We start from the raw sequence: 17,060 nt of genomic DNA on the forward strand, positions 1-17,060 counted from the left end.
GTCCTTACTCGCGGGTCCAACAACCTCTGACCCCCTCCGCCCGCTACGCGGGCACCTCCCCCGCAGACGGGGGAGGAGTTAAATCGACCTCTTCCTCCTCCCCCGTCTGCGGGGGAGGTGGCCCATAGGGCCGGAGGGGGTCGGACTCCGGGCCCAACTTCGGGCCCAACACGCCCACGTTTCAGGTGGGCCCGCCGAGGCGGTTGAAATGCCGTATTCATTGACTTTCCGGCGCGCGGAGAGCCGATATTCTGTCGGCCGAGTTGGGCCACTTTTGAAAAGTTGGGCCAGCGATTCTAGACGCCGGCGTAGGGCTCGCCCCAGCGATCCTGGTAGACGATCTCCTTGAGCGGGCCGCGGCCGACCGGGCCGAACTTGCCCATCGGCCAGCCGATCGGGAGGATGGCGTAGGAGTGGACGCCCGCGGGCAGGCCGAGTGCGGCGTCGGCTTCCTTCTCGAACAGCATATGGCGGGTGGTCAGCGTGGTGCCGAGGCCGAGGGCCCGCGTCGCCAGCACCATGTTCTGCACCGCCGGATAGATCGAGGAGCCGGCCATGCGGTTGGGCGTCGGGCCGTCTTCCAGGCAGGCCACGATCCAGACCGGCGCCTCGGCGTAGTGGTCGGTGAGATATTCCACCGCGGCCGTCTGGCGGAGGTAGCGTTCCTTGCTGACGCCGGGGGGCGGCTCGCTGGTGCGATAGCGCGGGCCGATCACCTCGTCGAAGGCCTTCTTGTACCAGAGCGCGACCGCGTCCTTGATCTTGCGGTCCTTGATCACCAGGAAGCGCCACTTCTGGGTGTTGCCGCCGTTGGGCGCGCAAGCGCCGGCGCGCAGGATCCTGGCGATCAGCGCGTCGGGCACCGGGTCGGGCTTCAGCCGCCGCATCGCGCGGCAGGATTCGATGATCTCGAACAGGTCGGGCATTCGTCTCTCCCTCGGTCGATTACGCGAGCTTCTCCACAACGCGGCCCAGCCGCTCGAGCGTGCGGATCGCCGTCTTCTGGTCGAGGCCGGGCCACTGCACGCGGAGCAGGATATGGTCGGTGCCGGTGCGCTCGCCGTAGCGGCCGATCTGGTCGACCACCTGGCTCTCCGAGCCGATGATGAAGCGATTGGCGGCGAACTTGTCGAAATCGGCGCGGATGCCGTCCTTGGGCACGAAGCCCGAGTCGCCGCTCCAGGCGGCGTAGGCCTCGTACTTGAAGCCCAGCGGCTCGCGCACCTCGTCCAGCGCATTTGATCCATGGCCGACATGGCATTCGCGGATGATGGGAAACTCGGTGGCCGGCGGCAGGCCTGAAGCGGCGCGCGTCTCGCGGAACAGTGCGCCCAGGCGGCCGACGTTCTCCTCGCTCACCATCGGCGAGGGCATCCAGGCGTCGGCGAGCTTGCCGGCGCGCCTGACCGCGGCCTCGACGTCGCCCGCCATCCAGATCGGCGGGCCGCCGGGCTGCTTCGGCTTGATGCTGGCCTGCACCTTGGTGAGGGTGTGGAAGCGGCCGCGATGTTCCACGACGTCGTCGCGCCACAGCTTCCTGATCACCTCGACGCCCTCGACGAAGCGCGGCACGCGCTCCTTGAAGGGGATGCCGATGGAATCGAACTCCTCCTGGCGATAGCCGAGGCCGAGACCGATGATGGCGTTGCCGCCCGTCAGCCAGTCGAGCGTGGCGGTTTCCTCGGCGACCACGACCGGATTGAGGAGTGGCAGCAGCAGCAGCCCCGGCCCCAGCCGCATGCCCTCGGCCTCCGACGCGAGCCGTGCCAGCAGCGGCATGGCCTGTAACATCTGCAGCGGACTGGAGACGAAATGCTGGCCGACCATGAGCGAAGCAAGGCCGCTCGCGCGGGCCACGCGCACCTGCTCGATCAGGTTGGCGAGCTCGGGCCCGAGGTCGGCGCCCTGGCGCCATTGGGTCGCCATGTAGAGACCGAGCTTCATCTTCAGTGCGCCAGCAAGAGAGGGACCGGGCAGGCGGCAATCACCTTCGCGGTGGCGCCACCCAGCCCCAGGAAGTTGGTGAGCCCGCCGTGTCCATAGGCGCCCATCACCAGGAGGTCGGCGCCCTTGTCCCTGGTGTACTCCAGCAGGGCGCGACCACGGGCGCGGCCGGTGATGTCGCCATGATCCATCGTCTCCACGGTGGCATTGACGCCGTGACGGCCGAGCGTGCGCAGCAGAAAAGGCATGCCGAGATCGCCAGGCGATGCATCGGCGACCAGGATCGTGACCTTGGCCGCGTGAGCGAGAAACGGCAGGGCAAAGCCCGCGGCCCGCGCTGCCTGGGCACTGCCGTTCCAGGCGACCACGACGGACGAGAACCCGCCCTCGCCCACATTGGGCGGCGCGACGACGACCGGGCCTGCACAATCGTAGATCGCGGCCTTCACCGTCTCCGGCGCGATGTTCTCGGCATCGAGGCTCGGCCGGCCGACCAGCACGAGGTTGGCGAACCGTCCCATGCGGACGAGCTGGTCGCGCGTGACGGCATGGCCACCGGTGAAGGTGGCGCCCGGCAGGGAGGCGAGCAACTCCTTGTAGGCGCGCTCGGACTCCAGCGCGCGGGATTTCAGGCGATCGTCGGTGACGCGCTTGAGGAACGGCATGGCCTGGGCCGCGATATCGGCATCGCCGGGATGGGTCTCCGAGAAATGGACCGCATCCACGGTGCCGCCGAACATCGACGCGATCCTGTGGGCGAGCCGGAACGAAATCGCCGCCTCCGGCCCGCCCTCGGAGATCGCAAGGATCGACCTGTACATCAGACCTTCTCGACCTCGCCGCCGGCATCGACCCAGCCCTTGAAGCCACCGAGGTTGCGCACGTTCGCGTAACCCATGTCCTTCAACGTCTTCCCGACCAGCGCCGAGCGGCCGCCGGAAGCGCAATAAGCCACCACCGTCTTGGACTTGTCGAAGGCTTTGTCGTGCATCGGCGAGGCCGAATCGGCGCGGAACTCGACGAGGCCGCGCGGCACGGCGACGGCGCCGGGCACCTTGCCCGAGGTCGCGACCTCGGCCGGCTCACGCACGTCGAGGAACAGCACGTCGGCCCGGCCGACCAGCTTCCTGGCCTCGTCGGGGCTGATACGCGGCACGGCGGCGTCGGCTTCGGCCAGCATCGATTGGACGGTCTTCATGGGGCTTTCTCCTGATGGAACATCAACTCAAAAATCCGCCATCGACGATGAGCGGGCTGCCGATCATAGCCGAAGCAGCGCCCGAGCAAAGGAAGAGCACGGCGTTGGCGACTTCGTCGGGCGAGGCGATTTTTCCGCGCGGCGTCATGCCGGTGATGGTGGCGGCGAATTTCGGATCGGCCTTCATCCATTCGACGATGGGCGGCGTCTCGACCCAACCCGGGGTGACGGCGGTGATGCGCACGCCGCTCGCGGCATATTGCCGGGCAGCGCTGTTGGTGAGGCCCAGCACGCCGTGCTTGGCCGCGGCATAGGCGCCGCCGCCCGGGATCGAATGGCCACGCAGGCCGTAGATCGACGACATGTTGACGATGACGCCGCTCTTGGCCGTCAGCATGACCGGCAGCTGGTGGCGCATGCAGAGAAAGACCGAGGTGAGATAGCCGTCGATCGTCCGCCGCCAGCTTTCCTCGCTCATGTCGCCGATCAGCGCGATGTCCTCGCCGCCGATGCCGCCGCCGTTGTTGAAGGCATAGTCGAGCCGGCCGTGGCGTTCCACGATCTGCCCGATCAGCCGCGCCACCGAGGCGCCATCCGACGTGTCGCTCCCGATCCACGACGCCGCGGCGTCCTTGCCGAAGCTCTTCAATGCCTCCTGCGCACGCTCCTCGTTGCGGCTGGTGATCACCACCGTGGCCCCCTCGCGGGCAAAGCCCTGGGCTGTCGCCAGGCCGATGCCGCTGGTGCCGCCGGTCACGAGCGCCACCTTGCCGCGCATTTCAGGATACCGGCAAACCATCCTCTGTCCCTTCAGATCTCCGCCCGACATTGTGCTGCTTCCTCCGATGTTTCAATCTGCGGCAACGGACATACGCCGGGGGAAACGATGAAGATCAAAAGTCACGAGATTTTTCAGTGCGACGCGGGATGGCGCTCCTTCTCGTTCCTCAAGCTTGTGACCGACGACGGCACTGTCGGCTGGTCGGAATACAACGAGAGCTTCGGCAGTCCCGGCCTCTCCGCGGTGATCGAGGTCCTGATGCCCAACGTCGTCGGCATGGACCCGATGGAGCTCGAGCTGATCAACGCCGCGCTCGCCACCAAGTCGACCCAATCGCGCGGCGGCGTGGTGCGCCAGGCGATCGCGGCGATTGAGAACGCGCTGCTCGACATCAAGGGCAAGGCGCTGGGTGTCCCCGTCTATCAGCTGTTCGGCGGCAAGCTACGCGACCGCATCCCGGTCTACTGGTCGCACTGCGGCTCCTACCGCATGCGCAACGCCGAGCTGGTCGGCACGTCGCCGGTCCGGACCTATGACGACATGACCAAGGTCGGCCAGGAAGTGAAAGCGCGCGGCTTCCCGGCGCTGAAGACCAATATCGCCATCGAGATCGACGGCCAGATCACCGCCTACCGGCCGGGCTTCGTCGTCGGACGCGGCTTTCCCGAGCGCAACTGGGACGCCTTCATCGCCCGCAGCGCCGCCAAGACCGTGGAGGCCTTTCGCAAGGGCTGCGGCCCCGACGTCGGCATCATGCTCGACCTCAATTTCCATTTCCGCACCGAAGGGTTCAGGCGCATCGCCGAGGCCGTGGGGCCGACCGGACTCACCTGGCTCGAGCTCGATGCCCACGATCCGAAGTCGATCGCATTGATCCGCCGCGACGCGCCCTGCCCGATCGCCTCGGGCGAGACGCTGCTGGAGCGCCGCGACTTCCGGCCCTACTTCGAGGCCTATGCCTTCGACACCGCCATCGTCGACGTGATCTGGAACGGTTTCTACGAGTCGCTGAAGATCGCGGCGATGGCTGAGGTCTACGAGGTGAACGTGGCGCCGCACAATTTCTACGGCCATCTCGCCAGCGCCATCAGCGCCCATTTCTGCGCTGCCGTGCCCAATTTCCGCATCATGGAGATCGACATCGACAGCGTGACATGGCGCGACGATTTCGTGAAGAACCCGCCGACCATCGAGAAAGGCGACTACATCCTGCCGACGGGCCCGGGCTGGGGAGTGGAAGTAGACGAGACCGGATTGCGGAAACATCCGGTCAAGCAACGCGGCTGATGATCACCACTGGCCGAAAAAGACGCCAGCCTTCTTGTGCGTAGCGGTGCGCTGAGCGACGTAGGCATCGTCCACCGTCACACGAGTTTTGCGTGCGCGCAACCAGTCGCCCAGCCGCTGCTCCATTTCGCGGCAGATACGCGCATAGTTTTCGTTGGCGCCCTGGTCGCGCCGCTCCTTCGGGTCGTTGGCGAGGTCGAACAGCATCGGCCTGAAGTCCTGCCACCACACATATTTCCAGCGGTCGGTACGGACCATGATGGCACGGCAGTCGCGCGGCCCGCGCTTCAGGATCAGCCGCGCCTCGCGGAAGGAATAGTCGAGCTCGGAAAAGACGGCATCGCGCCAGGTGTCGAGATGGATCCTGCGCGTGAGCGGGACCAGCGAACGGCCCTCGACGAGATGGTCGTGCGGCGGCAGGCCCAGCGCCTCGAGGATTGTCGGCACAACGTCGATCGCCTCGACGAAGCGTTCATCGACTGTGCCGCGCGTCAGGTCGGCTTCGGGATCGGGATCGACGACGATGAAGGGCACGCGCAGCGCCTCCTCATAAAACATCTCCTTTTCGCCGAGCCAATGGTCGCCCAGGAAATCGCCGTGATCGGCGGTGAAGAAGATCAGCGTGTCGTCGAGGCGGCCGCTCTTCTCCATATGGGCGAACAGGCGGCCCAGCCAGTCATCGATCTGGCGGATCAGGCCCATGTAGGCCGGGCGCACGATGCCGGGCGCCTCGGGGCGGGAGAATGAGACCGATTCCTCATGCTCGCGGTAGGCGGCCAGCACGGGATGCTCGTCGACCCGCTCCTGCTCGTCGCGATTGAGCGGCAGCATGTCGGCGGCGCCGTACATGTTGTGATAGGGCGCAGGCGCCATGTAGGGCCAGTGCGGTTTCACGTAGGAGAGATGCAGGCACCAGGGGCTGTCGCCTTGCTCGTCCATGAAGCGCATGGCCTCGCGCGTCATGTAGGCGGTCTCGGAATGCTCTTCCTTCACGCGTGCGGGGAGGTGGACGTTGCGCATGTGCCAGCCGGAAAGCTTGTCCCCGTTCGGCCCGTCGGCGGCGATGACGTAGTCGCTCCAGGGATCGTCGGCATTGTAGCCCTGCTGGCGGAGATAGTCGGCATAGCCGCTCTCCTTGCCCGGCGGATGGTGGCCGTCGTAGCGGTCGATCTCCTCGAAGCGGCCGGCGCGTAGCAGTGCATCGAGCGCCGAGCCGCCCTCGATGCCATAGCGCTCGAGGCCCTCGAGGTCCGGCATGACGTGGGTCTTGCCGGCCAGCGCCACCTTTATGCCGGCGGGGGCGAGGTAGTCGCCGATGGTCTTTTCGCGCAAGGAGAGCGGCACGCGGTTCCAGGTGGCGCCGTGGGAGAACATGTAGCGGCCGGTGTAGTAGCTCATGCGGCTGGGGCCGCAGACACCTGACTGCACATAGGCGCGCGGGAAGCGCACGCCGCGCTTGGCAAGCGCGTCGATGGCAGGCGTCTCGAGATGCGGATGGCCGGCGCACGACAGGTGATCGGCGCGCAACTGGTCGCACATGATGAACAAAACGTTTTTGACCTTGCCCACGATTTTTCCTCGCTCGACGGCTCGGGCGCCGCGGGCCTATCTAAGCCCCATGACCGACGTCCCGTCCATCTCCCCCGGCATCCACGACATCCTCGATTTCTGGTTCCTGCCACTTGGCCATCCTGATCACGCCAAGGCGCGCGAGATATGGTGGCGAAGCACACCCGACTTCGACGCCGAGACGGTGTCGCGCTTCGGCGCCAGAATAGAGCAGGCGGTGGCGGGCGAACTCGATGCCTGGAAGGACCTGCCCGAGGGTGCGCTGGCGCTGATCCTTCTCTGCGACCAGTTCCCGCGCAATTGCTTCCGCAAGACCGCCCGCGCCTTCAGTGGCGATGCCAAGGCGCTGGAGACGGCGCGGCTGGCGCTTGCCCGCTTCTATCCTGCGGCCTTCGCACCCAACCTGCGGCTCTTCTTCTACATGCCGTTCGGCCATAGCGAGGCGCTGGCCGACCAGCACCTGGCCTGCGCGCTGTTCGACACGATCGGCGGCGAGGAGAACTTGAAATCCGCCGCCGCGCACCGCGACGTGGTCGCCCGTTTCGGCCGCTTTCCCCATCGCAACGAGGTGTTGGGACGGGCGACCACAGCCGAGGAATTCGACTATCTCAGGGACGCTAAGCGCTACGGGCAGTAAGCTGTGAGGGCTACGCCCCCAGCAGCTCGCGATAGAGCGCCGCCGTCGCCGCATCAAAGCAGCAGAAGACGATACGCTGGGGCATGGCAATCATGCGGGCTTCGCGCATGGCGATCTCGGTGGCGGGTTCCTTGGGATATCCATAGACGCCAGTCGAGATGGCCGGAAAGGCGATGCTCTGCAGCCCATGCACGACGGCGAGTGCCAGGGAATTGCGATAGCAGCGCGCCAGCAGTTCGGGCTCACCGGCATTCCCGCCGCGCCATACCGGACCGACGGTGTGAATCACGTGGCGCGCCTTCAGCCTGTAGCCATTGGTGATTATCGCTTCGCCGGTCGGGCAGCCGCCAAGACCGCGGCATTCGGCGAGCAATTCGGGACCAGCGGCACGATGGATCGCGCCGTCCACACCACCGCCGCCCAAAAGGCTTTCGTTGGCAGCGTTCACGATGGCATCGACGTCGAGGCGCGTGATGTCGCCCTCGACGATCTCGATGCCGCTCACATTGCTACCAGTAACGAACCGGACCGGTGTCGAGGTGGACGAAACCGGAGCGCGGATAGAAGCCGACGCCGCCCATGTTGAGCGACCGCGCGGCCTGGCGGATCTTGAACACCGGCACGCCGGGGAAGCGAATGTCCATGGCGTTGCCGTTCATGTGCTGGCTGTCGCGCGCCACGCCGCGGCTGACGCTGGCCAGCCAGGCGTTGGTGGTCGGCGAACGGAAGGCAGACAACACCTCGACCGGGCCGCCATAACCCACGATCTGCGCCGTGTGCCACAGCACGTCGAACAGCAGCGGGTCCATCTCGGTCAGCGCATTGTCGCGACTGTCGCGCAGGAAATGGTTCAGCTTGTCGAGTGCGTCCCGGTGATAGGCGCCGTTCGACCAGTAGGTGACGGTGAGTGTCTCCTGGGTGTTGAAGCTGACGAAACTGAGGCTGCGCGGACTGACCGTATCGAGCGGTGGCGGCGGGCCGGGCGGCTGGGCCGGCGCGAACCCGCCGTAGCGGGCGGCGCGCAGGGTCTCCGGGGTCGCCCGCTGCGTGGTGCCGCGCTGCACGGTCGGCGCGGCGGCGGTCTTCTGGGCTGTGACTTTCTTGGCGGGCACCGCGGTCTTCGCTCCGGCCGGCGCCTTTTTTGTGGCTGGATCGACCGTCGTGCCGCGCAGGACCTCAGGCGTGATCGATCCGGCGGGATTGGTCTGGGCGGCGCTGGTGCCGGCAAACGCCAGCACGGCCGTCAAGCTCAACATATAAAACCGCATCCCCGCCCCGGGTTGTTGCATTTTTATCACAGATGCTCTTATCAGAGACTGACTCGCGACTCAAAGTGAAATTCACCGGCCTTGACCCCTCCGGATTGGGCCATCGCCAAGCCCACGACCTCGCCCACCATGCAGAGCGTCGGACCCTGCAGCTGTGCCCGCATCGCCTGGCGTTCGATGGTGGCGAGCGTGCCAACGACGCGCCGCTCGCGGTCGGTCGTGCCGTTTTCGACGAGGGCGACCGGCGTCGACGCCGGCAGGCCGTGGGCGACGAGCTGGCTCGCAATCGCGGGCAATGAGTTTGCCCCCATGTAGATGACGACCGTCTGGCGCGGCCGCGCCAGCATTGGCCAGTCGAGATCAACACTGCCGTTCTTGAGATGACCCGTCACAAAGACGCAGGCCTGGGCGTGATCGCGATGCGTCAGCGGAATGCCGGCGCTGGCGGCGCAGCCGAGTGCCGCCGTCACGCCGGGCACGACCTCGACGGCGACGCCGGCACGCGCCAGCGCCTCGATCTCTTCGCCGCCACGGCCGAACACGAGCGGATCGCCGCCCTTCAGCCGCACCACGCTCTTGCCGGCACGCGCCAGCGCCACCAGCCGGTGGTTGATCTCGTCCTGGGACAAGCAGTGCTTCGCGCGGCGTTTGCCGACGTAGATGCGCTCGGCGTCGCGTCGTGCCATGGCCAGGACCTCGGCCGAGACCAGGCGGTCGTAGACCACGACATCTGCCCGCTGCAGCAGGCGGTGGGCTTTCATCGTCAGCAGATCGGGATCGCCGGGGCCGGCGCCCACCAGATGCACCATGCCGGTTGCGGGCTCGGCCTCGTGGCGCGTGCCGTCGAGCAGCCGGATCAGTTCACGCCGGGCCCCTATCTCGTCACCGGCCAGCGCAAGTTCGGCGATGCGGCCCTCGAACACGCGGTCCCAGAAGCGGCGGCGCGTGCGGGGCTGCTCGAGCGTGCGGCGCACCTGCTCACGGAAGACTTCGGCGAAGCGCGCGAGACGGCCGATCGCGGCCGGCATCGCACGCTCGATCTCGGCCCGGAGCCGTCGCGCCAGCGCCGGGGCAGCACCGCCGGTCGAGATGGCGATAGTGATCGGCGCCCGATCGACGATGGCAGGCATGATGAAACTGGAAAGCTTGGGCCGGTCGACCACGTTCACCGGCAGGCAGCGCTGCTGAGCAGCGAGTGAGACACGTGCCTGCAGGGCCTCATCGTCGCTCGCGACCACGACCAGAGAGACGCCGGAGAGATCCGCCTCGTCGAAGGCGCGGCCCGCCCACGAGATGCGGCCCTCGTCGATCAACTGGGCAATCTCGCCCACGACGGTGTCGGCGATCAGGCTCACCTGGGCGCCGGCCGACAGCAGCAGCTCGACCTTGCGCGCCGCCGCCTCGGTGCCGCCAGCGACCAGCGCACGGCGGCCCTGCAAGGACATGAACAAGGGAAAGGTCTGCATCAGGCGGCCTTCTCAAGACGCGCGGCACGCAGCAGCGCCCGCAGTTCGGGACGGCAGGAGCCGCAATTGGTGCCGGCGTGAGTGGCCGCGCCCAGGGTTGCGAGAGAGGTGGCGCCCTTGGCGATCGCCGCGGTCACCGTCGCCATCGACACGCCAAAGCAGGCGCAGATTGAGGTGCCGTAGACGGCACCGGCGCCGCCGCGATCGGCGGCATTGCCACCATGCAGCAGCACGTTGCGCTCCTCCACCGAGAGACGGTCCATCGCCATGAACGGCGCGAAGCGATCACGCGCCCGCTCGTCGTGCGAAGGGCCAAGCACCAACACCGCCTCAAGCCGACCGTCGGCAATCACCACACCCACGCCCTGCTCGCCGAGCAACCACGGCCCCGGATTGGTGGCGCGCACCGACGCCGACAGCGCCTGCTGCGCGGTGGCAAGCGGCTGCTCGCCCGCCAAGAGGTAGGCGTGATAGCCGGCGCCCCGCGCGCGCGCCCAATAGGCAATCTCAGGCAGCATCACCGGTCTGCGAGCGAGAATCGTGCCATGCCAGCGCATATCAAGACGTCGAATTTCGACGGGCGTGTGCTTCAGTTCAGGCTGACCGGAGATCGGATCGACCGCGGGATTGACGGCAGCGTTGATGGCGCCGGCGCGCGAGACTTGAGCCGTCCAGTGCATGGGGGCGAAGGCGTCACCGGTCCGCAAAGAATCCGTCAAATGGACGCGCAGCGCGGCGCGCCCCCAGGCGCTGCTCACCTCGGCAATATCGCCCTCGACGAGCCCGCGCACGACTGCATCGTCCGGGTGCAGCTCTATCAAAGGTTCAGGCCGATGGCCGGCCAGACGCACAGACTTCCCGGTGCGCGTCATCGTATGCCACTGGTCGCGGACACGGCCGGTGTTGAGGCGCAGAGGACGCTCGGCATCGATCGCATGCATGGGCGCTCGCGGCGCCGTCGCGATGAAGCGGGCGCGACGGTCGCCGTGAAAGAAGCCGCCGTCGGCGAAGAACCGACTGCCTGCCGCCGAACCTGCGCGCGCCGGCCACACGAAGGGAGAGAGTTTGTCGTAGCTCGCATCGTCGATGGCGGCATGGGCGCCGATGTCGAAATCCCGGCGGCCGTCATTCTCGAAGGTCGAGAGGGCGGCGTGCTCACGGAAAATATCGGCCACACCGGTCCAGGCGAAAGCCTCGCCGAAACCCAGGCGGCGCGCGACCTCGGCCACGATCCACCAGTCCTGCCGGGCCTCGCCGGGCGCGGGAAGGAACGGCCGCTGACGCGAGATGCAGCGTTCGGAGTTGGTGACCGTGCCGTCCTTCTCCGCCCAGGCAAGCGCCGGCAGGCGGATCCGGCAGGCATCGACGGTATCGCTGGCGCGCACCGCCTCGGACACGATGGAAAATTCACAGGTTTTCAGCGCCGCGCGCACAGCGTCTGCATCGGGCAGGCTCGCGACCGGATTGGTCGCCATGATCCACACCGCCTTGATCCGGCCGGTCTTCACCGCATCGAACAGTTCAACCGCCTTCAATCCGGGCCGGTTCGCCATCCGCGTCGCCTGCCAGAAGCGGCCGACGCGATCGACGTCTTCCAGGGCGAAGTCCATATGCGCGGCCAACGTGTTGCTGAGCGCGCCCACCTCGCGGCCGCCCATGGCGTTGGGCTGGCCGGTGATCGAGAACGGCCCCATCCCCGGTCGGCCGATGCGCCCGGTGAGCAGGTGGCAGTTGATGATGGCATTCACCTTGTCGACGCCGGCGCTCGACTGGTTCACGCCCTGCGAATAGAGCGTCACCGTTTTCTCGGCGCGCGCGAACCACTCGACGAAGGTTGCGACATCGGCCGCAGGCAGGTCGCATTGCGCGAGATCGGTTGCGCGAGCAGCGAGCAGCGCCCCCTCGAGGCCCTGCGTATGCCGGTCGACATAGTGCTTCGCCGTGACGCCGCGGCGGTGCAGTTCGGCCAGCAGGCCGTTGAACAGCGCGACGTCGCTGCCCGGCCGGAGCGCCAGATGCAGATCGGCGATCTCGCAGGTGTCGGTACGGCGCGGGTCGATCACCACGACGTTCATCGCGGGCCGTGCGCGCTTGGCCGCCTCCAGGCGCTGGAACAGAACGGGATGACACCAGGCGAGATTGCTGCCGACGAGAACCACAAGATCGGCGAGCTCGAAATCCTCGTAGAGGCCGGGCACGGTGTCGCTACCGAAGGCACGCTTGTGGCCTGCCACCGATGAGGCCATGCAGAGTCGGGAATTGGTGTCGATGTTGGCAGTGCCGAGGAAGCCTTTTATGAGCTTGTTGGCGGCGTAGTAGTCTTCGGTTAGGAGCTGGCCCGAGACATAGAATGCGACGGCGTCCGGTCCATGCTCGGCAATGATATCGCGGAAGCCGCCGGCGACCGTGTCGAGCGCCGTCTCCCACGAGACGCGCCGGCCGTCGATCTCGGGGTGGAGCAGTCGATCCTCGAGCGACAGCGTTTCGCCCAGCGCCGCGCCCTTGGAACAGAGCCGCCCGCGGTTGGCGGGATGGTCGTGATCGCCCGCAATCGTCGCCCCACCCCGTCCGTCAGGCGTCGCGACGATCCCGCAACCGACACCGCAATAGGGGCACGTGGTGCGGACCATGGGGATCAATAAACGTCGCGCTGGTAGCGGCCGGCCTTGGCCAGTCCGTCGAGCCAGATCTTGGCTTCACCTGCGCTCTTGCCGCCATGCTCGGCAGCGATCTGCAGCAGTGTGTCCTCGACGTCCTTGGCCATGCGTTTGGCATCGCCGCAGACATAGAAGTGGGCGCCCTCTTCCAGCCACGCCCAAAGCTCCGCCGCGTTCTCGCGCATGCGGGTCTGGACGTAGATCTTCTCCGCCTGATCGCGCGAGAAGGCGAGATCGAGCCGGTCGAGCAGGCCGCGGCGCTGCCAGTCGGCGATCTGGTCTTCGTAGAGAAAGTCGGTTGCGCGCTTCTGGTCGCCGAAGAACAGCCAGTTGCGGCCCCCCTTCTTTCCCGAGGCCGCACCGCGCGCCTCGCGCTCCTCCAGGAAGGCACGGAAGGGAGCGATGCCGGTGCCCGGTCCGACCATGATCGCCGGCGCGTTGTCGTCGGCCGGCGGGGCAAAGCCGTGGCTTTTCTGGACGTACACCGGGATGACATCACCCGGCTTGGCAAAGTCGGCGAGATAGCAGGAGCCGATGCCGGTGCGCGTGCGGTCGTTGTTGTCCCAGCGCACCGCCGACACCGTGAGATGAACTTCGCGTGGATGGGCCTTTGACGATGACGCGATCGAGTAGAGTCGGGGCTGCAGGCGGTCCAGCGCTTTCAGCAAGCCGGGCAGCGACGGCGACACCGACGGGAAGGCATGAAGGAGGTCGAGCAGGTCGGCATCGGCCAGTTCCGGCGGTCCCTTGCCCTCGGCCAGCGCCTGCAGCTTCAGCGCCTCCTCGCCGTTGAAGGCGCGCGTTGCCAGAAACAGCATGCACTCATCGCTGGGACGGGCGATATCGACCTTGCTCAGCAGGACCTGGCGGAGCGGCAATGCCTCGCCGTCGAACGCCACCATCTCCTCGCCGGTAGCACCGATACGGTCGAGAACGGCCTGGACCAGCTGCGGGTTCTTGCGGGCGAAGACACCCAGGCTGTCGCCGGCCTCGTAGGTCACATCGGTGGTCGAGAGATCCAGCACGACATGGCGTACATCCTTCTCGGAGCCCGGGCGGTTGAGCGGATGGGCATCGACCAGCGTGGCAAGCGCCGGGCGGTCGCGCGAGAAGCCATGGACGCCGGCGGGTTTGGCGGCCGGCATCTCGGACGGCGCGCCGCGCTCTCCCTCCAGTACCGCGATCAGTTCCTTCAGTTTACGCTGGGTTTCCTTGCCGCCCGGCACGCAGCGGCCCATGTCGGCCTCGGCACCCGACCACACGGCCTCGGCATAGGTCTGACAGAGATAGCCGCACTGCCCGCAATCGAGCTGCGCCATCGCCGCCATCAGCTTGCGCTCGGGCTTGGCATTCCTGGCGAGTTCCAGCCGTTCCGGCATAGCCAGCGACGCATCGTGCCAGGGAAAGTCTTCGGGCTCGGCCACCTCGGTGCTCTCGCCGGCAACCGTCTCGGCAACCCCGAGGTAGGCGGAGAAGAAGCCGTTCAGCCAAGCGCGCTGTTCGGTCGAGAACGGCGCGTTCTCCGGAATAAGCGACGGCAGAGGCGTAATGGCGTTCATGCCGCCAGCGCCCGGACTGGCGCCTCGTCGGCGAGCTTGCGCAACTGGGCGACCTCGTGCCGGCCGCAGAATTCGAAGAACGACTCGGTCGTGGCCCGGCGGTGCGCGAGATAGGCGGCGAGCAGGCGCTCGAGCAACGGCGGCAGATCGTCGAACGCCACCGACTGGGCGTAGTCGCGAGCCATCGCCTGCTCCTTGGTCGAGGCGGCACCGCCACCGATATAGACGTGATAGCCCTCGACGCTTTCCTCGCCGCGATCGATCTTGGCGGCCAGCAGCCCGATGTCGCCGACGTAATGCTGGGCGCAGGAATGGTGGCAGCCCGTCAGGTGGATATTCACCGGCGTGTCGATGGCCACGCGCATCTCGAGATAGTCGGCCAGCTTCAGGGCATGGCCCTTGGTGTTGGAGGCCGCGAACTTGCAGCCGGCGTTGCCGGTACAGGCGACAAGGCCGCGGCGGATGGCGCTGGCCTCGATGCCGAGGCCGAGGGCATTGATGGCGGCGATGCAAATGCCGACGTCGCGGTCGGCAACGTCGGAGATCAGCAGGTTCTGCCACACGGTGAGCCGGAGCGTACCACTGCCGAAACGCTCGGAGATCTGGGCAATGCCACGCATCTGCTCGGATGTGAGCCGGCCCACCGGCAGCACCAGGCCGAGATAATTTAGCCCTGGCTGCTTCTGGTCGTGGACGCCGATGTGGCCGTGCTTGTCGGCAGGCACGCGCGACGTCACTTCGGCGCCGGCCGCGCGACGGAGGGCCTTGCCGTATTCCTTCTCGACCTCCTTGAGGAACGCCTCGCGTCCCATCCGGTCGATCACGTATTTGAGTCGTGCCTTCTGGCGATTGGTGCGATCGCCGTGGACGGCAAAAGCCCGGACGACGGCGCCCGCCACCGTCACGCATTCCTCGGGTTTCAGGAGGACACCGGTCTCGAAGGCAAAATCGAGATGCCCCGTGATACCGCCCAGCTGCAGGCGGAAATGGATGCCCGACTCGAAGCCCTCGCCACCCGTCACCTCCGTCGCCACGAAGCCGATGTCGTTGGTATCTTCCAGCACCGGCACGCGGCCGCCGCCATCGAAGGCGATGTTGAATTTGCGCGGCAGCCCGTACATCTCGCGGTGATTGAGGATGTAGTGATGCATGGCGCGGCACAGCGGCCGGGTGTCGTAGAGTTCCTGCGGATCGATGCCTGCGGTCGGGCTGCCAGTGATGTTGCGGATATTGTCGGCGCCGGAACCGCGCGCCGTCAGGCCGAGATCCTGCACTGCGAGCAGCAGATCGACGCCATGCTGCGCGGGAATTTCCCGGATCTGCAGGTTGGCGCGGGTCGTCACATCGGCGTAGCCGCCGCCGAAGGAGTCGGCGGCATCGGCGAGGCCTTTCATTTGCCAGGCATTCAGGATGCCGTTGGGGATGCGCAGCCGGCACATGTAGGAGTTCTGCGCCGGCGCGACATAGAAGAGGCCATGATACTTGGTGAGGAGGACATCGACGCCCTTGGGAAACTGACCGGCCTCGGCGCGACCCACGACCTCGTCCCAACGATCGAGCGGATGGCGCTCCCGCTTGGCCTTCTCCTCGACGACCAGCTTGCCGCCTTCCGCAATCGCGCGGTCCTGGGCGACGTGCTGCAGGGTATCAGGCCCGCCCCCCTGATTTAGTTGCGCCGCGGCCGGTGCACCGACGGTGCGACCCGCCAGCTTGTCCGCAGCCTTGCGCGCCTCGATACCGCTGACGAAGCCCTGCAGCCATTGCTTCTGCTGGTCGTCGAAGTCGCTCATGTCGCCACTCAGGCCGCCGCCCGCGCCGGAACCCGGTGACGGGCGTAAAGGAACTCCAGAACCGCCGCCCGGCAGCGCGCATATTCCGGATCGGTCGCGAGTTCGAGCCGGCGGCGCGGCCGCGGCAAGTCGATGGCCAGGATCTCGCCGATGGTAGCCGCGGGGCCGTTGGTCATCATGACCACGCGATCCGACAGCAACACCGCCTCGTCGACATCGTGGGTGATCATCAGGACCGTGTTGCCGAGTCGGGCGTGGATCTCCATCACGCTATCCTGCAGATGAGCGCGCGTCAGCGCGTCGAGCGCGCCGAACGGCTCATCCATCAGCAGCACCTTGGGTTGCATGGCGAGCGCCCGGGCGATACCCACCCGTTGCTTCATGCCGCCCGAGATCTCGTGCGGGCGCTTGTCCTTGGCTTGGGCCATCTGCACCAGCTCGAGATTGTGCATGACCCAGTCGTGGCGCTCGGCCTTGTTCTTGCGCGAGCCGAACACCTTGTCGACGGCGATGGCGATGTTGCCGTAGACGGTGAGCCACGGCAGCAACGAGTGGTTCTGGAAGACGATGGCCCGGTCGGGACCGGGCTCGTCCACCACCTTGCCTTCGAGGAAGACCTCGCCACTGGTCGACTGCAGCAGGCCGCCCAGGATGTTGAGCAACGTCGACTTGCCGCAGCCGGAATGGCCGATCATGGACACGAACTCGCCCTGATCGATACGCAGGTTCACGTCACGCAGCACTTCCGTCTCCATCTGGCCGCGACGGAAGCTCATGCCGATCTGTTCGAACTTGAGATAGGGCTGGTTCATGACCGGTCCTCCTATTGCGCCGAGACGCCGTGCGAGACGAAGTGACCGACCGTGGCGATCAGCTTGTCGAGCAGGAAGCCGACGATGCCGAT

15 protein-coding genes are annotated in these 17,060 nt (G+C 66.8%); 2 read left to right on the top strand and 13 right to left on the bottom strand.

Going from position 1 to position 17,060, the window contains the following annotated elements; translation table 11 throughout:
• Positions 1 to 296 precede the first annotated feature (296 nt).
• The 5 genes from EPO55_RS06455 to EPO55_RS06475 are packed head-to-tail and all read right to left on the bottom strand — an operon-like array spanning position 297 to position 3,920.
• Positions 297 to 926 carry a nitroreductase family protein gene (locus EPO55_RS06455; protein WP_296335721.1) on the bottom strand — a complete coding sequence of 210 codons (630 nt, stop codon included), beginning with the start codon at positions 924 to 926 and terminating at the stop codon, positions 297 to 299.
• A 19-nt stretch (positions 927 to 945) separates the two neighbouring features.
• Complete coding sequence (locus EPO55_RS06460) at positions 946 to 1,944, bottom strand: LLM class flavin-dependent oxidoreductase (protein ID WP_296335723.1); 999 nt, start codon at positions 1,942 to 1,944, stop codon at positions 946 to 948.
• Positions 1,945 to 1,946: 2 nt separating this feature from the next.
• A complete protein-coding gene (locus EPO55_RS06465) occupies positions 1,947 to 2,765 on the bottom strand; it encodes a universal stress protein (protein WP_296335724.1) in 819 nt (272 codons plus the stop codon).
• Positions 2,765 to 3,142, bottom strand: a complete 378-nt coding sequence (locus EPO55_RS06470) for a rhodanese-like domain-containing protein (RefSeq protein WP_296335726.1) — start codon at positions 3,140 to 3,142, stop codon at positions 2,765 to 2,767. Before EPO55_RS06470 ends, EPO55_RS06465 begins: the two co-directional genes overlap by 1 nt.
• A gap of 22 nt (positions 3,143 to 3,164) precedes the next feature.
• The gene (locus EPO55_RS06475; RefSeq protein WP_296335728.1) at positions 3,165 to 3,920 is read right to left on the bottom strand and encodes an SDR family oxidoreductase; all 756 of its coding nucleotides are present in this window, start codon (positions 3,918 to 3,920) and stop codon (positions 3,165 to 3,167) included.
• Between the two features lie 108 nt (positions 3,921 to 4,028).
• Between EPO55_RS06475 and EPO55_RS06480 the strand changes: the two genes are divergently transcribed.
• A complete protein-coding gene (locus EPO55_RS06480) occupies positions 4,029 to 5,210 on the top strand; it encodes a mandelate racemase/muconate lactonizing enzyme family protein (protein WP_296335730.1) in 1,182 nt (393 codons plus the stop codon).
• A gap of 3 nt (positions 5,211 to 5,213) precedes the next feature.
• On the opposite strand, the gene EPO55_RS06485 is transcribed toward EPO55_RS06480, so the two are convergent.
• Positions 5,214 to 6,779, bottom strand: coding sequence for a sulfatase-like hydrolase/transferase (locus EPO55_RS06485; RefSeq protein ID WP_296335731.1), 1,566 nt, complete (start codon positions 6,777 to 6,779; stop codon positions 5,214 to 5,216).
• A gap of 49 nt (positions 6,780 to 6,828) precedes the next feature.
• On the opposite strand from EPO55_RS06485, the gene EPO55_RS06490 reads away from it, so the two are divergent.
• Complete coding sequence (locus EPO55_RS06490) at positions 6,829 to 7,416, top strand: DUF924 family protein (RefSeq protein WP_296335733.1); 588 nt, start codon at positions 6,829 to 6,831, stop codon at positions 7,414 to 7,416.
• Between the two features lie 10 nt (positions 7,417 to 7,426).
• Here EPO55_RS06490 and EPO55_RS06495 read toward each other — a convergent pair whose 3' ends face one another.
• The 7 genes from EPO55_RS06495 to EPO55_RS06525 are packed head-to-tail and all read right to left on the bottom strand — an operon-like array spanning position 7,427 to position 16,968.
• The gene (locus EPO55_RS06495) at positions 7,427 to 7,921 is read right to left on the bottom strand and encodes an O-acetyl-ADP-ribose deacetylase (RefSeq protein WP_296335734.1); all 495 of its coding nucleotides are present in this window, start codon (positions 7,919 to 7,921) and stop codon (positions 7,427 to 7,429) included.
• A gap of 4 nt (positions 7,922 to 7,925) precedes the next feature.
• Complete coding sequence (locus EPO55_RS06500) at positions 7,926 to 8,672, bottom strand: DUF882 domain-containing protein (RefSeq protein ID WP_296335736.1); 747 nt, start codon at positions 8,670 to 8,672, stop codon at positions 7,926 to 7,928.
• A gap of 53 nt (positions 8,673 to 8,725) precedes the next feature.
• Positions 8,726 to 10,150, bottom strand: coding sequence for a siroheme synthase CysG (gene cysG, locus EPO55_RS06505; protein ID WP_296335737.1), 1,425 nt, complete (start codon positions 10,148 to 10,150; stop codon positions 8,726 to 8,728).
• Positions 10,150 to 12,780, bottom strand: coding sequence for a nitrate reductase (locus tag EPO55_RS06510; RefSeq protein ID WP_296335740.1), 2,631 nt, complete (start codon positions 12,778 to 12,780; stop codon positions 10,150 to 10,152). The genes cysG and EPO55_RS06510 overlap by 1 nt, the downstream gene beginning before the upstream one ends.
• A 5-nt stretch (positions 12,781 to 12,785) precedes the next feature.
• Positions 12,786 to 14,366, bottom strand: coding sequence for a sulfite reductase subunit alpha (locus tag EPO55_RS06515; RefSeq protein WP_296335742.1), 1,581 nt, complete (start codon positions 14,364 to 14,366; stop codon positions 12,786 to 12,788).
• Positions 14,363 to 16,156: a NirA family protein gene (locus EPO55_RS06520; protein WP_296335744.1), complete on the bottom strand. Its 1,794-nt coding sequence runs from the start codon at positions 16,154 to 16,156 to the stop codon at positions 14,363 to 14,365. The genes EPO55_RS06515 and EPO55_RS06520 overlap by 4 nt, the downstream gene beginning before the upstream one ends.
• Positions 16,157 to 16,164: 8 nt before the next feature.
• Entirely contained in the window at positions 16,165 to 16,968 is an 804-nt protein-coding gene (locus tag EPO55_RS06525; protein WP_296335745.1) for an ABC transporter ATP-binding protein, read from the bottom strand.
• Positions 16,969 to 17,060 lie beyond the last annotated feature (92 nt).

The sequence above is a fragment of the Reyranella sp. genome, from assembly GCF_004296935.1.
Classification (GTDB): Bacteria; Pseudomonadota; Alphaproteobacteria; order Reyranellales; family Reyranellaceae; genus Reyranella.